This is a genomic window from Flavobacterium aquiphilum (assembly GCF_027111335.1).
Lineage (GTDB): Bacteria > Bacteroidota > Bacteroidia > Flavobacteriales > Flavobacteriaceae > Flavobacterium > Flavobacterium aquiphilum.
In genome coordinates this window covers 2,418,987-2,439,548 of the sequence record NZ_CP114288.1, presented here as the reverse complement: position 1 = coordinate 2,439,548, position 20,562 = coordinate 2,418,987, and the positions used below count along the sequence as shown (strand labels likewise).

General features: G+C 36.3%; 16 protein-coding genes. 2 read left to right on the top strand and 14 right to left on the bottom strand.

Annotated elements, in window-relative coordinates; all coding sequences use genetic code 11:
• Positions 1–337 precede the first annotated feature (337 nt).
• Complete coding sequence (locus tag OZP12_RS10140) at positions 338–697, top strand: hypothetical protein (protein WP_281228972.1); 360 nt, start codon at positions 338–340, stop codon at positions 695–697.
• A gap of 201 nt (positions 698–898) precedes the next feature.
• Positions 899–1,951 (top strand): sialidase family protein, encoded by a 1,053-nt coding sequence (locus OZP12_RS10135; RefSeq protein WP_281228971.1) that lies wholly within the window; start codon positions 899–901, stop codon positions 1,949–1,951.
• A gap of 80 nt (positions 1,952–2,031) precedes the next feature.
• Here the strand turns inward: OZP12_RS10135 and OZP12_RS10130 are convergent, their stop codons facing one another.
• The 14 genes from OZP12_RS10130 to OZP12_RS10065 form a co-directional block, all read right to left on the bottom strand.
• The gene (locus tag OZP12_RS10130; protein WP_281228970.1) at positions 2,032–3,663 is read right to left on the bottom strand and encodes a beta-N-acetylhexosaminidase; all 1,632 of its coding nucleotides are present in this window, start codon (positions 3,661–3,663) and stop codon (positions 2,032–2,034) included.
• Positions 3,664–3,893: 230 nt separating this feature from the next.
• Positions 3,894–5,822: a glucosamine-6-phosphate deaminase gene (nagB, locus tag OZP12_RS10125; protein ID WP_281229050.1), complete on the bottom strand. Its 1,929-nt coding sequence runs from the start codon at positions 5,820–5,822 to the stop codon at positions 3,894–3,896.
• A 105-nt stretch (positions 5,823–5,927) separates the two neighbouring features.
• Positions 5,928–6,755, bottom strand: coding sequence for an amidohydrolase family protein (locus OZP12_RS10120; RefSeq protein ID WP_281228969.1), 828 nt, complete (start codon positions 6,753–6,755; stop codon positions 5,928–5,930).
• A 118-nt stretch (positions 6,756–6,873) separates the two neighbouring features.
• Complete coding sequence (locus OZP12_RS10115; protein ID WP_281228968.1) at positions 6,874–7,728, bottom strand: fumarylacetoacetate hydrolase family protein; 855 nt, start codon at positions 7,726–7,728, stop codon at positions 6,874–6,876.
• A gap of 269 nt (positions 7,729–7,997) precedes the next feature.
• On the bottom strand, positions 7,998–8,582 hold the full coding sequence (locus OZP12_RS10110) for a LutC/YkgG family protein (RefSeq protein ID WP_281228967.1): 585 nt from the start codon (positions 8,580–8,582) through the stop codon (positions 7,998–8,000).
• Between the two features lie 24 nt (positions 8,583–8,606).
• Positions 8,607–9,980, bottom strand: coding sequence for a lactate utilization protein B (locus OZP12_RS10105; RefSeq protein ID WP_281228966.1), 1,374 nt, complete (start codon positions 9,978–9,980; stop codon positions 8,607–8,609).
• Positions 9,981–10,015: 35 nt separating this feature from the next.
• Positions 10,016–10,753: a (Fe-S)-binding protein gene (locus tag OZP12_RS10100; protein ID WP_281228965.1), complete on the bottom strand. Its 738-nt coding sequence runs from the start codon at positions 10,751–10,753 to the stop codon at positions 10,016–10,018.
• Positions 10,754–11,005: 252 nt separating this feature from the next.
• Positions 11,006–12,559, bottom strand: a complete 1,554-nt coding sequence (locus OZP12_RS10095) for a sulfatase family protein (RefSeq protein WP_432419524.1) — start codon at positions 12,557–12,559, stop codon at positions 11,006–11,008.
• Positions 12,560–12,642: 83 nt separating this feature from the next.
• Positions 12,643–14,106: a sulfatase family protein gene (locus tag OZP12_RS10090; protein WP_281228964.1), complete on the bottom strand. Its 1,464-nt coding sequence runs from the start codon at positions 14,104–14,106 to the stop codon at positions 12,643–12,645.
• A gap of 17 nt (positions 14,107–14,123) precedes the next feature.
• Positions 14,124–16,472: a family 20 glycosylhydrolase gene (locus OZP12_RS10085; RefSeq protein ID WP_281228963.1), complete on the bottom strand. Its 2,349-nt coding sequence runs from the start codon at positions 16,470–16,472 to the stop codon at positions 14,124–14,126.
• A gap of 1 nt (position 16,473) precedes the next feature.
• Positions 16,474–17,631: a glycoside hydrolase family protein gene (locus tag OZP12_RS10080; RefSeq protein WP_281228962.1), complete on the bottom strand. Its 1,158-nt coding sequence runs from the start codon at positions 17,629–17,631 to the stop codon at positions 16,474–16,476.
• Between the two features lie 25 nt (positions 17,632–17,656).
• Positions 17,657–18,427 (bottom strand): SDR family NAD(P)-dependent oxidoreductase, encoded by a 771-nt coding sequence (locus tag OZP12_RS10075; RefSeq protein ID WP_281228961.1) that lies wholly within the window; start codon positions 18,425–18,427, stop codon positions 17,657–17,659.
• Positions 18,428–18,445: 18 nt separating this feature from the next.
• The gene (locus tag OZP12_RS10070) at positions 18,446–18,889 is read right to left on the bottom strand and encodes an L-rhamnose mutarotase (protein WP_281228960.1); all 444 of its coding nucleotides are present in this window, start codon (positions 18,887–18,889) and stop codon (positions 18,446–18,448) included.
• Positions 18,890–18,906: 17 nt separating this feature from the next.
• Positions 18,907–20,559, bottom strand: coding sequence for a sodium:solute symporter (locus OZP12_RS10065; RefSeq protein WP_281228959.1), 1,653 nt, complete (start codon positions 20,557–20,559; stop codon positions 18,907–18,909).
• Between the last annotated feature and the right edge of the window lie 3 nt (positions 20,560–20,562).

The following is a 20,562-nucleotide window of genomic DNA, read 5'->3' as shown; positions in this document are numbered from 1 at the left end:
ATAATTATCTTACAAATAAATAGAAAAATAGACTAATTTATTTAAATCATTCATAAAATGTTTGTAAATTGTTCAGTAAGAGTCACCTTGCGATACAAACCAAATCTTACTTTTTTTATCTCGAATATATCTATATATTTGCGTTAACCATTGGATTAATGTGTTCTAGAAAAAATACAGCAGATTATCAAAAAACACAATTTTTCAAAAGAAATAATGGATAAAAATTTGTTTGTTTTCTTCGTTTTGTTTTGTTCAAAATGGTACTCTAATTGTACATTAAAACGTAAGCATACCTATAAACCTAGGGGTGAGAACTTTTGTATCGGAAAATAAAATGACTATACAAGATTTAATTGGTGAGTATTCCATTTCAGGAAGCAATCAGGAGGAGAATAATGAAGTAACATACAAAGGTATTTTGACTTTATCACTGGATGAGAACAACCGGGTTATTGCTCATTGGCTTATTAACAACAGTCAAGAACAAAAAGGATACGGTTTCTTCAAAGACAACATTCTTGTCATTAATTTTAACTACAAAGGAGACAACAATAATACCTACAAAGGAGTCGCCGTTTATCGATGTGTAACCAAAGATGTATTCGAAGGATTTTGGTCAGAAAAACATGGAAACCCTCTTTATCTTGGAACGGAACAATGTTTACGAATGGAAAGTACCGAAAAACTTAACTAAATTAAGTTTGATTTATTGGAGGTGAAATAATTCTTAGGAATTCTGAACTAGAATTTATAAGACACGAATAAAAATGTATTCTTTATTAAGTTTTAATTTGATAAACACGGCAGAAGCAGTTATTTTTGATTAATATAAATATCTGCAAAATCAGATATTATAATCGTGTTTTATTCATTTGATGTTTAAAATTTTCAAGCAATGATTTCAAAATTTAATTATCTGGTTCTATTATCTTTATCCTGTTTTGTTTCCTGTACTACCCTAAAAGAAACACCAAAAGTTTATAACATTACAAATTCTTATATCTCAGATATACCCGTTACTAACAACAGTCATGCTACTACCTTGGTTGAAGTAAAGCCAAATGAAATTCTGTCGGCTTGGTTTGGTGGTAAATATGAAGGAGCCAAAGATGTTGGCATTTATATAGCAACCTATAAAGATAAAAAGTGGTCAGTTCCTGAAAACCTAATTAAACCATTAATAAAACAAGGAGATACTTTACCCTGTTGGAATCCTGTTCTTTTTAAGAGCAAAAGCAAAAAATTATACTTATTTTACAAAGTAGGAAAGAATCCGAGAGAATGGTTTGGAGCGATGATTTCTTCAATTGATGATGGGAAAACATGGAGTACTCCTCAATATTTACCGGAAGGCATTTTAGGTCCAATAAAAAACAAGCCGATAGAGGTTACTCCAGGAATTATTTTATGTGGAAGCAGTACAGAAAGTGTAGAAAACAATCTATGGAGAAGCCATGTCGAAACATTTGAAGAATCAACAGGTAAATGGACAAAAATAGCAATCGAAAACAATCAAAATTTTGATATTATCCAGCCCACATTTTTAGTTCATTCGAATAAAACAATTCAAATGCTTTTCCGAAGTAAGCACAATAAGCTTATTACAAGTTGGTCACACGACAATGGACAAAATTGGAATCAAACTGACAGTATTAAAGTTGTTAATTCTAATTCAGGAATTGATGCCTTAACCCTAACAAACAAATCATTTTTATTGGTAAATAACCCTTTAAAAATGGGAAAAGATTGGTTTAACGGAAGAAATGTTCTTGACGTAGAATTTTCAAAAGATGGCGTAAATTGGGAAAAACTATTTGACTTAGAAAACCAAAAAGAAGGTGAATTTAGTTATCCGGCTATTATTCAAACGTCAGATAAAAAAATACACGTTTTATATACCTATAACCGAAAGTTTATCAAGCACACAACATTCGACCTAAAAAAGTAAAATTATAATATTGTAAACCCTGATCAAACCATAAAAAAGAGACGACCAGTTAGTCGTCTCTCCTATTCCTAATATTTATCTTATTCCTTAAAATAATTGGCTCCCCAGATATTGTATCTTTTTTTCTGAGTTTCAATTTTTTTCTGAAATTCAGACCAGTTTCTACTTTCTTTTGGAGACCATAAAACTTCGCTTAAAGCACTCAAACGTGGAAAAATCATATATTCCACTTTCGCTGGATTTTGCATGTATTCTGTCCAAACATTTCCTTGTGCTCCTAACACATATTTTGACTCTTCTGCTGTTAATTCTTTTGGAACAGGTTCATAACTATAAATTTTTTCTAGGTTGGTGAAACCGCCAATTGTAACTTCTTTTTCATCTTTGGTTTGGGAATGATCCAAATAAACGTGGCTACCTGGGGACATAATTACCTGATGCTTATCTTTAGCCGCAGTGATACCGCCTTGCTCTCCCCTCCAACTCATCACAATTGCATTTGGAGCCAAACCACCTTCAAGAATTTCGTCCCAACCAATTAATGTTCTTCCTTTTGAATTGATGTACTTCTCCATTCTTTGGATAAAATAACTTTGAAGCTCATGCTCATCCTTAAATCCTTTTTCTTTTATCATGTTTTGACAAAATTCACTTTTCTTCCAAGCATCTTTAGGACATTCGTCACCACCTACGTGAATGTATTTTGATGGAAATAAAGTCACCACCTCATCAATAACATCTTGCAAAAACTTAAACGTATTTTCAGTTGGTGTATACACATCTGCATGGACACCCCATGTTTCCTGAACCAATTTTATTCTTCCATTTGCCAATTCCGCTTTACTCTTGTCAGAAATCATATTATCAGGAAGATTTGTTTTCTCTTGCGGGAAACAACTCAATTCAGGGTAAGCAGCAATAGCAGCACCGCTGTGTCCTGGCATTTCGATTTCAGGAATTACCGTAATAAAACGATCTGAAGCATATTTTACAATGTCTTTAACCTCCTCTTGAGTATAAAAACCTCCTTCCGGAGTGTTATCACTTCCTTTTCCAGGATATCTACCAATGATGGATCCGTTTCTCTTTGAACCAATCTCGGTTAATTTAGGGTATTTTTTAATTTCAATTCGCCACCCCTGATCTTCGGTCAAATGCCAATGAAAGTAGTTCATTTTATGCAAAGCCAAATAATCAATGTATTTTTTAACAAATGAAACAGGCATAAAATGACGACCAACATCCAACATGGATCCTCTGTACGCAAAACGAGGTTCGTCTTTCACCTCTACGGCTGCAATTGATAGACTGTTGCTTTTTTCAACTGGCAGCAACTGAATTAGCGTTTGCATTCCGTAAAAAGTTCCAATAGCCGAATTACCGTTAATTTCAACACCTTTTTCATCGGATTTCAAGCTGTATGCTTCTCCCTTTAATCCGTCGGTTTGTTTACCGCTTTTGAACTTAATGTAGTTTTTACTTGCTTTTTTTACTATCGGTAATTTAAAACCATAATGATCTGACAAATAGTTATTCAAAAAAGCAACTGTTGATTTGTCTCCATTGCTGGAAACAACCAAACTTGTTTGTGGGGTAATGACAAAATTTCCAGTATTTCTGGTAAGTTGTAACGGCTGAGGAATGATGTTTACTTCCTGTGCAAAAGACAATGTGCTGCACAACAGTAGCGCAAAGAAAAATGATCTAACCATATTTTTATTTTTATAATTATTTTTCACTTAATTTTTTTTGTTCAAATACAAATACAATGTGTTCGAGCACATATTTAATATGTTATTATGCTTTATTTTAAGATAACTGGGGCTTTTCATTTACCAAAAGCCTCAACTATCTTTTGATATTCAAATATTTGTAAAATATTTGAATAAAATTGGATAATGAAGAGGTTGTCTATATCCCTATATACAACCTCTTTATCATATTAATATTCCCATCTCACAAAAGCTTCCATTGCAGCATAAGTCGCCAATCCAAGCTGTTTGTAGAAGTTTGCAGTTTCAGCGTTTCTGTCCTCGGCTCTTTGCCAAAACTCCCTTGCATCGGTACCTTGGAATACTACACCGTCTTTTTGGGATTGGTGTTTGAAGATTCCGTGGCGTTTTGCCAAAACTTGGTCAGGGCTCATCGGAACGGCCATTTCGATCTCGTCGATGCCCCATTCTTGCCAAGCACCGCGGTACAACCACAGCCAGCAGTCTTTCATGTAATCATTTGGTTTTAGTCGCTTACAAGCTGCAAAAACGGCATCCAGACATACTTTGTGCGTCCCGTGTGGATCGGCCAAATCGCCTGCGGCATAAATTTGGTGTGGTTTGATTTTGTCGATCAAATCCATTGTGATTTGGATGTCTATTTCTCCGATAGGATTTTTTTCAATGGCTCCCGTTTCATAGAAAGGAAGTTCCATAAAGTGGATCTGACTGTCAGGCAAACCTACAAAATGGCTCGTGGCACGGGCTTCTCCTTTTCGGATTAAACCTTTGATGTAACGCACTTCGGGAATGTCGATTTCGCTTGCTTTTTTGTTTTTAAGGAAGTTTTTTGCCTTTTGGAAAATTGCATCAGCTTCCGGGCTTTTAATGCCGAATTTTTCGTTATAATCGGTAACAAAATGTGCAAAACGAAGTGCCTCGTCATCGGCAACGGCAATGTTTCCTGAAGTTTGGTACGCCACATGTACCTCATGTCCCTGATCTTGCAGCCTCATGAAAGTACCTCCCATACTGATGATATCGTCATCGGGGTGCGGACTGAAGATAAGCACTCTTTTTCTAGCAGGCTCGGCTCTTTCAGGTCTATTGGCATCATCGGCGTTGGGTTTTCCTCCCGGCCATCCGGTGATGGTATTTTGCAGTTTGTTGAATATTTTGATGTTGATATCGTAAGCAGGACCGGAATCGGCCAGTAAATCGCTCATCCCATTTTCGATATAATCGGCGTCGGTAAGCATCAAAATTGGTTTTTTCAAATGAAGTGCCAAACCTAAAACGGCTTTGCGGATCAACTTATCAGTCCAAACCACTTCCTCCACCAACCAAGGCGTGTTGATTCTCGTTAGTTTGGAAGAAGCCTCTTTGTCCAAAACAAAAACGGCATTTTTGTGTTCCTGCAAAAACGAAGCGGGTACTCTATTGGTTACTTCACCTTCGACAGAAGCCTTGATGATGTTGGATTTTCCAACTCCCCAGGCCATCAGGATCACCTGTTTGGCTTCCATGATTTTTTTCACCCCCAATGTGATGGCTGTTCTTGGGGTATTGTTCAATCCAAGGAAATCACTGCTGGCAGCAACCCTTGTGATGTGGTCCAAAGCCACCAAACGTGTTTTGGAATTCTGTAACGATCCCGATTCATTGAACCCAATGTGACCGTTTCCACCAATTCCCAAGATCTGCAAATCGATCCCGCCAAGAGCTTCGATCTTCGCTTCGTAATTGGTACAAAAATCGGCAATCTCTTCTTTTGGCAGGGTTCCGTCTGGGATATTCACGTTTTCCGGCAATATATCCACTTGGTCGAACAACAACTCTTTCATGAATCGTACGTAACTATTGATCGAATCTGGTTCCATCGGATAGTATTCGTCCAAATTGAAAGAAACTACGTTTCTAAAGCTTAAACCTTCTTCTTTGTGCAAACGAACCAATTCAGCGTACAATCCTTTTGGCGAAGATCCCGTAGCCAGTCCTAAAACGCACAGCTCGTTATTTTGCTGCTTGGATTTAATAAGTGCCGCTATTTCCTGCGCAACTGCCGCCGAAGCCACTTTCGAGTTTTCAAAAACCACTGTATTAATGTTCTCAAATCTTTTCTCAAACCCGGTGGATTTGTCAATACTGCTTTTTAACATTTTTTGATCCATTATATTTATTTTTTAAACTATTATCGTTTATTATTTTTCTTGTCTTTATCTTTTTTTCAAGAATTTAATTCATCTAACTTGGAAACTTCGACTTTATAAATTATAAAATTCAATTGCATTTCCTCCCCAGAATTTTTCCAGTTCTTCCTTTTGAAATTTTGAATAGTAATTTGTCACAATGCCACAACATTCTTCATAGGATGCGGCAAGCAAGCTCACCGGCCAATCACTTCCAAACATCAAACGATCCATCCCAAAAGCTTCTGTCACTACATCCAGGCAATGTGTAAAATCGGACGCTGTCCAGTTCGCCCAATCAGCTTCGGTAACCAAACCGGAAACTTTACAATACACATTCGGGTAATTTGCAATCTCACGAATCCCTTTTTCCCAATGAGAAAAATCCGCTTGCTTAAAATCAGGTTTTGCCAAATGATCAATTACAAAAGATTGCTCTGGAAAACGCTTCACTATTTCAATTGCATACTGCAAATGCTTTGGGACAAGTAATAAATCATAAGTAAAATTATACTTTGACAATTTTGATATTCCGCTGCAAAAATCATCTCTTAACAAAAAATCATCTTCTGCTTCGGCTTGCACTATATGCCTAAATCCTTTTAGTTTTTTGAACTTAAAAAAAAGCGATAACCGCTCTTCTAAATTTTCGGCTCTTAAATCGATCCAGCCCACAACTCCTTTAATCCAATCATTAGCTTCAGCTAATTCCAATAAAAAATAAGTTTCTTCTTCGCTTTGGTCAGCCTGTACAGCTACACAACCATCAATTTGATTTTCTTTTAACAATGAATGTAAATCAGATGGTAAAAAATCCTGCTGCAATACCTTCATATCATCATTAATCCAAGAATCCCTTACCGGATCGAATTTCCAAAAATGCTGGTGACTGTCAATTCTCATTTGAAATTATTATTTTTCTAAATGATTTCAGACCAAACCTTTAAATGATTTACCCCTCTCGTACTTCATCAAAGGTTTTAGTCTTCAACCATTTTATAAACTAGATTTTATATATAACTTATTTGCTGCAAGCTACAGCCAATTGTTTGCTACTTCCTAAACCTTCCATTCCTAATTCAACTACATCACCAGCTTTGATATAAATAGGCTCCGGTTTGATTCCCAATCCAACTCCCGGAGGCGTTCCAGTACTAATTACGTCACCTGGAAGTAAAGTCATAAATTGGCTTAAATAATATACCAAAAATGGTATTTTGAAAACCAAGTTCGAAGTATTACTGTTTTGGAAAGTTTTACCGTTTACAGTCAACCACATTGATAAATTGTTTACATCGGTAATTTCGTCTTGAGTTGCCAAGAATGGCCCAAGTGGCGCAAATGTATCGCATCCTTTCCCTTTTGCCCATTGTCCTCCCATTTCAATTTGGAAAGCTCTTTCGCTATAATCGTTGTGCAAACAATATCCGGCTACATAATCCAAAGCTTCTGCTTCTTCTACATAGCTTGCTTTTTTGCCAATAACAAAAGCCAACTCAATTTCCCAGTCTGTTTTTTGACTGTTTTTTGGAATGATAACATTATCGTTTGGTCCACACAAAGCGGTAGTCGATTTGAAAAAGATAATTGGTTCAGTCGGAATCGGAGCGTTTGTTTCGTGACAGTGATCTACATAGTTTAATCCAATGCAAATGATTTTTGATGGTCTTGCAACCGGAGATCCCAAACGAACAGAAGCATCAACTTCAGGCAAAGCTGGATTAAGTTCCAATGCATTTTTTAATTTCTCCAATCCGTCATTTTCAAAAAATGCTTCATTATAATCGGTTACAATTGACGAAACATCAAATCTCTTTTCTCCTATTAAAATACCTGGTTTTTCTTTTCCGATTTCTCCAAAACGTATTAGTTTCATTTCTTTGTTTTTTTGTTTTTTGTTATCTATTTAATTGTCAGTTATTTTAACATTTCAAATCAAAATCGTTATTTTTATTAAAACGATTTACCAATCTCTACAAATTTTTTTAAAAATATATAAAAAGATTTAGAACTCGAAAGATATAATGACAAAAAAACATTTTTTAATCCAATATTATCTTTTTCTAACTTTTATTTAGCCAAATTCTTAAACAAAGTTCATTAGGCTAAACAAACGATTTGAATAACCTAAAAAACATTCTCTTTTTATTCGACAACATAAATTCTCGCGCTTCTTGCGCCATGAGCTCCAATCACCAAAGACTGCTCAATATCGGCAGTTTTGGAAGGTCCCGCAATAAATGCACCGAATCCTTCTCGTCCTGCCTCAATTATCTCATAAGCATGATGCAATGTCGGTACAATATTTTTTTTCTCAATTACTAAAACCAAATGTTGGCAAATAAAAGGAACAAGTCTATTTATCATCTGACTTTCATAAATCCATACTGCTCCATTTTCGGCTACTCCAATAGTTCCCTCTACATAAGCTTTTTCAAGTTTTTCTAATTCGGAAGCCGATAAAGAAGCAACGTAACTATCAACATCTCCAAGAGCTTCGATCGCATTTACTACAAAACTTCCACTTTCTTTATCTGCTTTTAACTCTTCTTGCAATTCGGCCAGACACGAAATTAATTCAACTTTTCCTCCAATACCTTCCAATACCAATTTAAATTGAGCATATAAATCCTCATAATCAATAACAGAATCTAAATCTATTGCAGGAAGCGGAATCAGTTCAGGTTGGTTCTGCGCTATAGCATTCAATATATTTTCTTTTGCACTCATATTTCTCGTTATCAGGAGTTCTATTTATTTTTTGGATTTTCCGTTTTTTAAATACCAATCACGGAATGATTCTTTTGGAGGCTCGGGCATTTCTCTTTGTTTGAACCAAACATTTAATTTATTGTTGACCATAAAAGGAAACAATTTCATAACTCCTCTTCCCATTTTCCCTGCAAAACGATACAACTTAGGATTTGACAAGACGAAACTCATTCCTTCCATAGCTACTTTTTTGCTTGTAGCAGCATACCCTTCTTCGGAAATTACCTGTCTCCATTTCCACAATTGTTCATGGATATTGATTTTCACCGGGCAAACATTGGAACAACTTCCACATAATGTCGATGCAAAAGGCAAATCGGCATTGGCTTTCATATCTAAATTTGGATTCAAGATAGAGCCGATAGGTCCCGCTACTGCAGTATGATAACTGTGTCCACCACTACGGCGGTACACCGGACAAGTATTGAAACAAGCCGCACAACGAATGCATTTTAAAGAATTCCTGAAATCCTCGCGTCCCAATTGTCGGCTGCGACCATTGTCAACAATTACGATATGCATTTCCTGTCCGGGTCTAGGTCGATGAAAATGACTGGAATAAGTAGTGATGGGTTGTCCCGTAGCGCTTCTTGCTAATAATCTTAAAAACACAGACAAATGTTCTGCTTTCGGGATTAATTTTTCAAATCCCATGCAGGCAATATGCACAGGAGCTGTGTGCGCTCCCATATCAGCATTTCCTTCATTGGTACAAACCACAAACCCACCCGTTTCAGCTATTGCAAAATTAACTCCTGTAATTGCTAAATCCGATTCTACGAACTTATTACGCAAATGCTGTCTTGCCGCTTCGGTAAGGTATTGCGGATCGTTATTTCCTTTTTCGGTTTGTAAATGCTCGTGAAAAGTAGCGCTTACATCTTCTTTTTTTAAGTGAATCGCAGGCAATACGATATGACTTGGAGGTTCTTTTCGGAACTGAACAATACGCTCTCCCAAATCCGTATCGACCACTTCGATACCATTATGTTGTAGATATTCATTCAAATGACATTCTTCCGTAAGCATACTTTTGCTTTTCACAATTTTTTTAATATTGTGCTTCCTAATAATGTCGTGAATTATTTTATTATGTTCGTCGCCATCGGCAGCCCAATGTATTTTTATCCCATTGGCAATTGCGTTTTCTTCAAACTCTTTTAAATAATTGGAAAGATTGGAAAGTGTATGATTCTTTATTTGTGAACCCCACTCTCTTAGCTGCTCCCACTCTGGTAAACCATGTGCTGCCTTGTCTCTTTTTGAACGGACAAACCATAAGGTCTCGTCGTGCCAATCAGTTCTAGGCTCGTCAGCTATAAATTTTTCTGCTAATTCAGCATGCTTGGCTGCCATACTTGTCGAATTTATTTTTTAAGAAGACTTGATTACTATAACAAACTATTCAAAATTTCAGCAATATGAATGATTTTCACTTTACTCTCCTGCCTTTTTAAAATACCTTCTAAATGCATAAGGCAACTGGTATCACCACCCGTTATATAATCCACACCATTGGCTTCATGCTTACTTATCCTGTCTTTACCCATTTTCACACTTACTGCTTCTTCAAACACGCAAAATGTTCCTCCAAATCCACAACATTCATCATTGCGTTCTGGTCTTCTAAGCTCTATTCCCCTGACCATTTTCAACAATTCTTCCGCTTTAGAAAATTCAGGCAACATCCTTTCACTCATTGATGAAAGGTTTAGCCCCCTTTGTCCATGACAACTGTTGTGCAATCCTACTTTATAAGGGAAACTGGCATTAAGGTTTTTGATTTTCAAAATATCGGTTAAAAACTCAGTAAGTTCATAAACGGTATTGCGTATTTGTAAAGCCTCATTTGGATTTTTATCATCATGCAAATGCTCTTTTACATGCAAAACACAACTTCCCGAAGGAGCGACGATATAATCAAATCCTGAAAAATTTTTAACAAAATTCGCATCGCAACCTTTACTCAAACTTGCAAAACCACTATTCGCCATAGGCTGACCACAACACGTTTGTTCTAAAGGAAAAGTGACATCACAACCCAATTTTTCCAACAACTGCAAAGTAGCAATTCCCACATTTGGATAAAACTGGTCGATGTAACAGGGAATGAATAAGGCAATTTTCATTTTTTTGGAATTAAATTTTTAGCAGCATAATAAATTCAAAATCAGAAGCTTTTTTCTTCTAATTACTCTCAAATTAACTACTATTTCTAAAATCTAAAGGTAGAACAGCCAAAATACAATTATTAGCTCTATATTATCATTATTTAATTGTTATTTGTCCTTTATTCAAAATTAAACATACCGTTACAAAAATCAACCGGATACTTTAATTGATGATCATTATTCTAAATTCAAAACTGAATTTAGAATAAATCATTTTTTATATGAATTAAAATCTACTGAAAGTAATTTTTTCGCATCCTGATCATCATATTGATCAATCAGTTTATTAAGCTGGACTTTCATATAGGCTGTAATTTTTTCATACCCCTTCTTTCCGTACAAATTATTCGTTTCGTGAGTATCATTTTGCAAATCATACAGCTCCCATGAGTTTACTTTTTCATAGAAACGAACTAATTTGTAACGTTTGGTTCTTACTCCAAAATGAGGGGATACGGAATGCTCACCATTTTCATAGTAATGATAGTAAATAGCATCACGCCCCTTGGCTTTTTTCTCCTTAAGCAATGGCAAAAATGATTCTCCTTGTTCGTCTTTTGGTTTGGCAACACCTGCTGCTTCCAGTACAGTTGGGGCAATATCCAGATTCATCACTAAATCATTGGATTTCGTTCCTTTTTTCACAATACCTGGGTAACGCATAATCATCGGGGTCCTGAAAGATTCCTCGTAAATAAAACGCTTGTCAAACCAACCATGCTCACCCATATAAAACCCTTGATCCGAAAGGTAAATCACAATTGTATTTTCTGCTAAATTATTTTTGTCCAAATAATCTAAGGTACGGCCTATGTTGCGATCCAAAGAAAGAGATGTACTCAGATAGTCTTTCATATATCTCTGGAATTTCCATTCCGTCAATTCCTTTCCACTTAAATTTTTGGCTTTAAAATCAGCCGCGATCTTCCCATAATAATCATCGAATTTTTTGCGTTGCTCCGGATTCATTCTTGAAATAGCAGCTTGGCTATTTTCATCGTTTAAATCGTTGAATACTTTTAGGTCGTACCCCATTATCATCGTTTTTGCAATGTTCATATCCTGCACTTTTGCAGCCTCACGATTCTTGTAATCATCATAAAAAGTTGATGGTAGAGGAAAAGTAACATTATCATATTTACCCATATCCTGAGTATCCGGAATCCAGACACGATGTGTTGCTTTATGTCCTATTACCAAGCAGAAAGGTTTACTCTTATCACGATTGTTCAACCAATCTTCTGAAACATCTTCAATAATATCAGACACATAACCTTCCCTTCTTTTATCACCCGCTTTTGAATGAAAATCCGGATTGTAATATTGCCCCTGACCAGGCAATATATCCCAATAATTAAATCCCTGGGGATCGGTCTCCAAATGCCATTTCCCAATCCAGGCCGTTTGATAACCTGCAGACTGTAATTGTTTTGCAAAAGAATCCTGACTTCCATCAAAACGGAAATTAGTATTATCTTTAAACCCGTTTTTATGACTGTATTTTCCAGTCAATATTACGGCGCGACTTGGCCCACAAATCGAATTCGTTACATAGGCATTATTAAACAAAACACCTTCTTTCGCCAACCTATCGATATTTGGCGTAGCATTATAGTTGGCACCATAAGCACCGATGGCTTGATAGGCATGGTCATCTGAAATTATGATAACTATGTTGGGCTGTTTTTTAGTTCCTTGTCCAAAAGTCATAAATGAAAAGAACAAAGAAAAAAAAGCGGAAAGAAAACATACTTTTTTAAACATATATAATATTATTATTTAGTTATTTACAATATACAATCTAAACTTTTTATACAATTAAAGTTTATTTATAAAATTACCAATTATTACTCCATTTTGGCAGGCTTTCTATTGTTTTTCCCAATGCGCTTGGTAAGACCATCCCCCATATCTTCTCTTGCCTGTTCAGCATATTTCAAAATTTCTTCGACCACTTCCGGATACTGGGTTTGTACATCTTGTATCGTTCCAGGATCATGAAGAAGATCGTATAATGCCATTGGAATTTTTGCATGCGGGACTTTTCCCGGAGTTCCGTCTTTCCCCGGTATAGCCTGACTATAAGCCTGTGAATCATGAGGCAATACCAATTCCCATGTTTTGTAACGAATGAGTTTCAAATTGTTCAGATCATAATACACATAGAACAAATCCCTTGGTGACTTATTGGTTTTTCCCGTTAACAATGGTAAAAAGTCAAGACCGTCTATTTTTTCTTTTGGCAAATGAGCATTCGTTGCAGCAACAATTGTTGGTAAAATATCCATATTGGTCATCAACTGATTGGATACTGATCCCGGTGCAATTTTCCCTGGCCAACTAATGTAACACTGTACCCTTGTTCCACCGTCCCAAGCCGTTCCTTTTCCTTCTCTCAAGCCTCCGGTTGACCCAGCATGATTCCCATAAGAAAGCCATGGACCATTATCACTCGTTACAATTAACAGGGTATTCTTATCAATTTTATTTTTCTTAAGTGCCTCCATAATTCTTCCGACTGACCAGTCGATTTCACTAATTACGTCACCATATAATCCTGCGCCAGACTTTCCTTTAAACTTCGAAGAAACTACCAAAGGCACATGTGGTAAGGGATGAGCTAAAAACAAAAAGAAAGGTTTCTTTTTGTTTTTACTAATAAACTCTTCCGCTTTTTCAGTCAGCGTTGTGGTAAGTTTCGATGCTTCTTCTAAATTTGGAATGGTTCCAACTTGAGTATCTCCTTCGTAAATAGGCAAAACTGGGCATGTAGCACGCCAATCATTAGGGGTATCTTTTGGCACCGGATTCCCTTTATAATCAACAGGCCAATAATCATGAGAATATGGAATACCATAAAACGTATCAAAACCGTAATGAATAGGAAGAAATGGAGCTTTCGAGCCTAAATGCCATTTTCCCAACATTCCAGTTACATATCCCTGATCTTTCAACAACTTAGCAATTGTTTCCTCATTTGGGTTTAAAGCGGTTTTATCCCAAGGAGCCAACGCAAATCCTACTCCAATTCTCGTTGGATAACAGCCTGTAAGCAAAGCGGCTCTCGACGCAGTACAGACTGCCTGGGCTGCATAAAAATGGGTAAAACGCATCCCCTCATTGGCTAGTTTGTCAAAATTGGGAGTTTCATAACCTACACTTCCATAAGGTTTAGTATCTGCATAACCCATATCATCCATCAAAATGACAATAACATTGGGTTTTCCTTGTTTTTTCTGGGCATGAACCATCATAATTCCCAGTAAAGCAATTAAAAGAAAAGCAATTGTTTTAAGTTTATTAATTCTCATCTTATTCAAATTATACTTTAATTAATCGAAATCTCATCAGCGAACAGCCAAGGCTTTTGTTTTTCGTCTGTATGGCCTGTTGGTATGTCTCCTAAACTCTTAGCAGTCACGCGCACTTTCATAATCTTTTGTTGCGGAAAATCGACTTTAAATTCTTTCAGGATATCTCCTTTTTGGGTTGGAGCAACCTCATTACCAATCGTTTTTATTTCTTTGAAATTAATTCCGTCTTGGGATATTTCAAATTTAACCCATTGTGGCAAAAACACCCATTTTGCCCAATTTTGGATACATCCAATCGAAATACTGTTACCGTCAATCCCAGCACCCAAATCAATAGTAGCAACAATGTCATTAATTTGAAATCCGTGCCAATTTTTTGTAATATCCTTTGTCCCTTTAATTCCGTCAATTAAAGCATTGTCTCCACTCGCTTTATAAGAACTGCTGTATTTATTATCGTAAGTTATCTTTTTTCCTAAAGCCTTATTGTAAACAAAAGATTGTTCTGCGGGTTTTGAAGTCATAACTTTTCCATCTAATACCGTAATCGCTTTAATAGTCAATGATTTGTCTATAGCTATCGGCTTAGTATATTTAAAGCTTTCTGCAGTAGGAATACTGCCATCTGTTGTATAATAAATTACAGCATCAGGATTTTCGGTATCAAGAACAATTGATAAAACATTGTCTATTGTAGCAGTCGTTATCAGTGCTCTAAAGTCTCCTTTAGAATATTTTAATCCTTTAGCTTCAAAACTTTTGAAATGCGGGTTCAAACGTTGTCTAAATTCCTTCCAATCACGTTTATCTTTTGGAGACCACATCACTTCAGATAATGCCAATAATCTTGGAAGCGACATATATTGCAAATGCTCAAATGTTGGAATATATTCGGTCCAAAAATTACCTTGCGAGCCTAAAACGTGTTTCGCTTGTTCAGCACTTAACTCAGAAGGAATAGGTTCGTAAGCATACACTCTCTTCAAATTAACTACACCCCATCCGCCTACAGGTTCTGTTTCGGGATCTCCTTGCGGACGATTCAGATAGCAAGGGTCACCAGGAGTCATAATCACATCGTGGTTTAATTTTGCTGCTTCTACGCCACCTTTTTCACCTCTCCAACTCATCACAGTTGCATTTGGTGCCAAGCCTCCTTCCAAAATTTCATCCCAACCAATTATTGATTTGCCTTTAGAATTAATGTATTTCTCCATTCTTGTAATGAAATAACTTTGTAAGCCATGCTCATCTTTTAAACCTTTTTCTTTTATCAGATTCTGGCAAAACTCACTTCTTTTCCATGACTCTTTTGGACATTCATCACCTCCAATGTGAATATATTTGGACGGGAACAAAGGAATGATTTCGTCTATTACATCTTCCAAAAACTTAAAAGTATATTCGGTTGGAGCATAAACATCTTCAAAAACTCCCCAAGTTTCCTGAACAAATTTTAATCTTCCCTCAGCAAGTTCTTTTCTTGATTGCAACGAAAAAATGGTATCCTTGAATTTTGTTCTCTCTTTTGGAAAACAACTCAATTCAGGATAAGCCGCAATAGCTGCACTACTGTGGCCTGGCATTTCAATTTCAGGGATAATGGTTATCGCTCTGTCTGAAGCATATTTAACCAATTCTTTAACCTGATCTTGGGTATAAAAACCCGTAACAGGCACATTGGTATTTCCTTTTCCAGGATATCTGCCAATGATCGTTCCGTTGCGCACAGAACCAATTTCTGTCAAACGCGGGTATTTTTTTATTTCTATTCTCCAACCCTGATCTTCTGTCAAATGCCAATGAAGTACATTCATTTTGTATGAAGCCATCAAATCGATGTATTGCTTCATCATGTCCACCGTAAAAAAGTAACGGCAAACATCCAGCATTACCCCTCTCCATTTGAAACGAGGATTATCTTTTATTTCCATAGCAGGAATCTGAACCCAATCATTTCCTTTAACCAAAGGCAGGGTTTGTACCAATGACTGCATTCCGTAAAACAATCCTTTTGAAGTAGTTGCTTTCACGGAAACGGTCTCCGGAGAAACATTTATCGTATAACCTTCTTCTCCCAATTCAGCGTTTTTCTCAATTAAGAAACTGATTTTCTTAGTATTCTTCGCAGAAATACTTTTTACTTTAACCTTAGAAACTTTATTTACAAAGTTTTCAAAAAACAAAGCCACTTTTTGCGCCTCTTTATCCGATTTTGAAGATTCTATCGCTGTTTTATCATCAATAACAAAACTTCCTTTTTTAAGAGTTAAACTTAGTGGTTGCGGAATAATATTCACTGATTGTTGCGCTTGAAGCATCACACTGAATAACAATCCTACAAGAAGAATTCCTTTTTTCATTTTACTTTTTATTATCATTTAATTTAAAACAAACCACAAACGAATTATAGTCGGATGCTGGATGTTCGCCGCCTTGTGACGGTTCTTTTATTGATGCTGCCGCAAATAATGCTACAGGCTGTCCCTTTTCATCCATATAAACAAAAGGACGTTCCAAATGAGCTAACTGGATGATTCCGTCTTTGGTTTTAAGCTCTCGCAATGAAATCAAAGGATTTTGAGCTCCTTGCCAGTTTACTCCATCTTCAGATGTTATAAGTGCCAATGCGCCAAACTGAGGCACTAATTTTTTACTATTGGAATAATATTTTACAGCGGCATAATATCTTTTTCGTTTTTTGTCGTACCACATACACGGATCCTCACAAGCCATGTCAGCATTGGTAAACACATCACTCACAATGGTAAATTTTCCATCTGGTTTGTCACTTACTGCCATCCAAAAAGTCATATGCCCCACGTTAGGCTTTCGAGATTTAAACATCATGTAATACCTACCGTCTTGACCTTGGGTAACTGTTGGGTTTGTTGTTACTTCAAATGTTTTCACATTATCTGGCTGCATCAATGGAGCTGCCGGCTTTATATATTTTCCGTTAATAAAATCCGAAATACGATTGGCTTTTATAACACCAATCTTTTGAGTGCAATTATACTTCAACCATTGCTTCCAATCTTTTGTTTTATTTGTATCATTTTCAAATAAAGTTGGGTCATACGAATTGGATATATAGTACAGATAATAAGTCTTATTAAACTTTCTGATTTGCGGATTATGAAAAGTAAATTTGTCCCAGTCTGTAGAGTTAGCTCCTTTAGATTTCAATACAGTAGCAACATATTTATAAGGCCCCGCAATTTTATCGGATACAGCACAAGCTATTTCTGAATATTTACACCAACCACTAAAACCATTGAAAATATAGTTCATTGGATCATCGGTTTCGGTTCTTTTTCCGTGTGACCATCGGGAATAAAACATATAAAATTTACCGTCCTCCCCTTTGATAATACTACTGCACCAAGTATAGTAATCAGGTGACGAAAAAAAGTCTTTGGTTTCAACCTGTCCGATTAATTTTTGGAAATCCAAATTATCCTGGGCAGAAACCAAGCTATGCATCAAAAAAAATACAATAATAAATTTCAGATTTTGCATGTTTATACTTTTAATTTATAAGTCTTTAATCAAATCTTCTATAGCCTAACTCTGCACCTCCGCTTACCGGCATTACATTACCCGTAATAAATCTCGCTTTATCCGAAACGATAAAGACACAAGCATCGGCGATAACATCTCCTTCAGGACAATAACCCAAAACATGGATATCATCCAAATACTTTTCGATTTTAGCCGAATCCTTTTGCTCTTTCCCCCACTCTCTCAGCATAGGTGTCCATACTCCGGCTGGTGCGACAGCATTGACTCTTATTTTATATTTGGCATAATCCAAAGCCATCGACTTAGTCAATGAATTCAATGCTCCTTTTGTCGCTGAATAAGCAGCGTGATTTTCCTGACCTATTTCTCCAACAATACTACTAGTGTTTAAAATACAACCTTGAGTTTGCTTCAAAGCTTCCAAGCCAAATCGCGTAGTGAAAAATACTCCTTTAAGATTGATATCAAAAAGTTTATCCCATTCGTATTCATCGGTTTCATCCAATGGTTTTGATGGGCATGCAATACCGGCATTATTGTGAATCACATCGATTTTACCATATTGTTTTAAAGTAAATTCAATAGCTTTTTCCACTTCGGATGAATTAGAAATATCACCAAAAAAAGAGCTATGTCCTTCCCCTAATATTTTCATAGATTCAATCAATGAAGGTTCATGATTGGCCATAATCATTACTTTGGCTCCTGCTTCGGCATATTTTTTGGCACATTCCAAACCAATCCCCATTGATCCTCCAGTTAGAAATATAATTTTATTAGCTAGTAGTTGCATAAATATTCTTTTTAACTTTTAATTTGTATGGAAAACTTCTTCCATATCAGTCCATACTTGTTTTTTGCTTGCTGCTTCCGGCAACGGAATTTGGGTGGGATCAGTCTCTTTCCACCAGCGTTGCGTAGTTTTATCCGCAGCCATTTTTTTCATGTCTTTGTCAAAATCAGAGCCGGTATATTCGAAATAACTGAACAAAAAATACTTGTCCTCAATTTTTTGAATGTATATGGAGTAATTTTTAATGTTAACTTCTCTTAATTTCTTTAAAACACCAGGCCAGGCTTTTGCATGCAACTGTTTATAATATTCAATTTTGTCAGGCTTTATTCCGGTAACCATTCCCATTCGGCTAATTTCCTTAGATAGCCCTACTTTCCCTTCATTTGTACAATTATTAAAAAACAGAAAAAAACTTGCCGTTATCATAACAATCACCAAAGCGATTATGATAGAATACATTTTTTTCATATTTTTTTCTATCTAAAAATCCAAAATAGCCCTACCATCAAAAGCAACAATAAGGCCGATAGTGTTTTATAATTTCCGATTCCGTTCCATCCTTTGCTTTGCAATGGTTCCAAAAATGATTTCCAATACAATTTCTCGCTTTGCGCAGTATGTTGAACCGGATACACATAAGAGAAAACAACCTGCATAGCAAAACAGGCCATAAAAAGATAGAAAGCCATCATCATGAACGGAATCTGTGCCAAAGCTGTACCTACATATATTTTATTTACCGTAAACACAATGGCTCCCAATGCCGACCCAATCCAAAGCGTCAATTTAGCCGATTGAGCTGAGGCTTTTTTCCAAAAAACCCCTAAAAGAAAAACACAGGTAATTGGAGGTGCGATGTGTGCAATAATGTCGTTCAATCCGTTGAAAATACTTTCGTATTTATTAAGCAAAGGCAACAACATCAAAGAAAAAACCAAAGCAACTCCAGCCGCTATTTTACCCACACCAACCAATTTTACATCACTTGTATTTGGACGATAGCGTTTGTAAATGTCATATCCAAACATAGTTGAAATAGAATTCAAAGCTCCTGAAACCTGACTCATCAATCCTGATAACAATGCAGCCACCAAAATTCCAACCAATCCGGTAGGCAACAATTGGGTTATCATCAAAGTATAAATTCCTTTACTGTTAACGATTGTTTTTCCGGTTTCGTCAATAGATTGCAAAGCACTGATATCCAATTTGCCTGAGTGAGCCAATGTATAAGCAAATAACCCCGGAAGAATAAAAATAAAAACGGGCAAAATTTTTATAAACCCACAAAACAAAGGCCCTACTCTGGCATGATTTTCATCCTTTGCCCCAAGCACTCGTTGAACAATTGTCTGATCGGCACACCAATACCATATTCCAAGTATCGGGTAACCCAACATAACGGCATACCAAGGCATCCCGCTAGGATCACCATGTGGGCGAAGCATGGAGAGTTTATTCATTCCGTTTGTAGATTGCAATACATCAACCATTGGTTGCCAACCTCCCATTTTGAAATAAGCCGCAAAACTTATGATTGTCGCTCCCGTTATCAATACTACCGTTTGAATAGATTCTGTTATAACAACAGCTTTCAAACCTCCAACAATTGTATATATTGCCGTAATTACAGAGATTACTATAACACTTGTGTAAAGATCTACATTGAACAAAGTCTTTAATACAATCCCACCTGCAAGCATCGAAAACGCAATATGTATAATAATCGCCGATACTATTGAAACAATGACTAACCAGTCACGACTGGAACGGTCATACCTGCGTTCCAAGAAATCAGGTAAAGTGGCAACACCCGATTTAATGTAAAAAGGAGTGAAAAACAAAGCCAGCAATATCAGTGTAAAGGCGGCCATCCATTCAAAATTACCATTGAGCAAACCAGAATCAAAACCACTTTGAGCCAAACTCACCAAATGCACCGTAGAAATATTTGTAGCAAAAAGAGCCAAACCTATAGAAGGCCATTTTAGCGATTTTCCTGCCAAAAAATACTCTCTTGCCGCATTCTCTTTGCTTTTTCTCTTATGATAAATGCCGTATGACAACCCAATAATAAGGATTCCAATAACGTAACAAACGCTGATAATGAGATCTGTGGTTCCAATCATTGG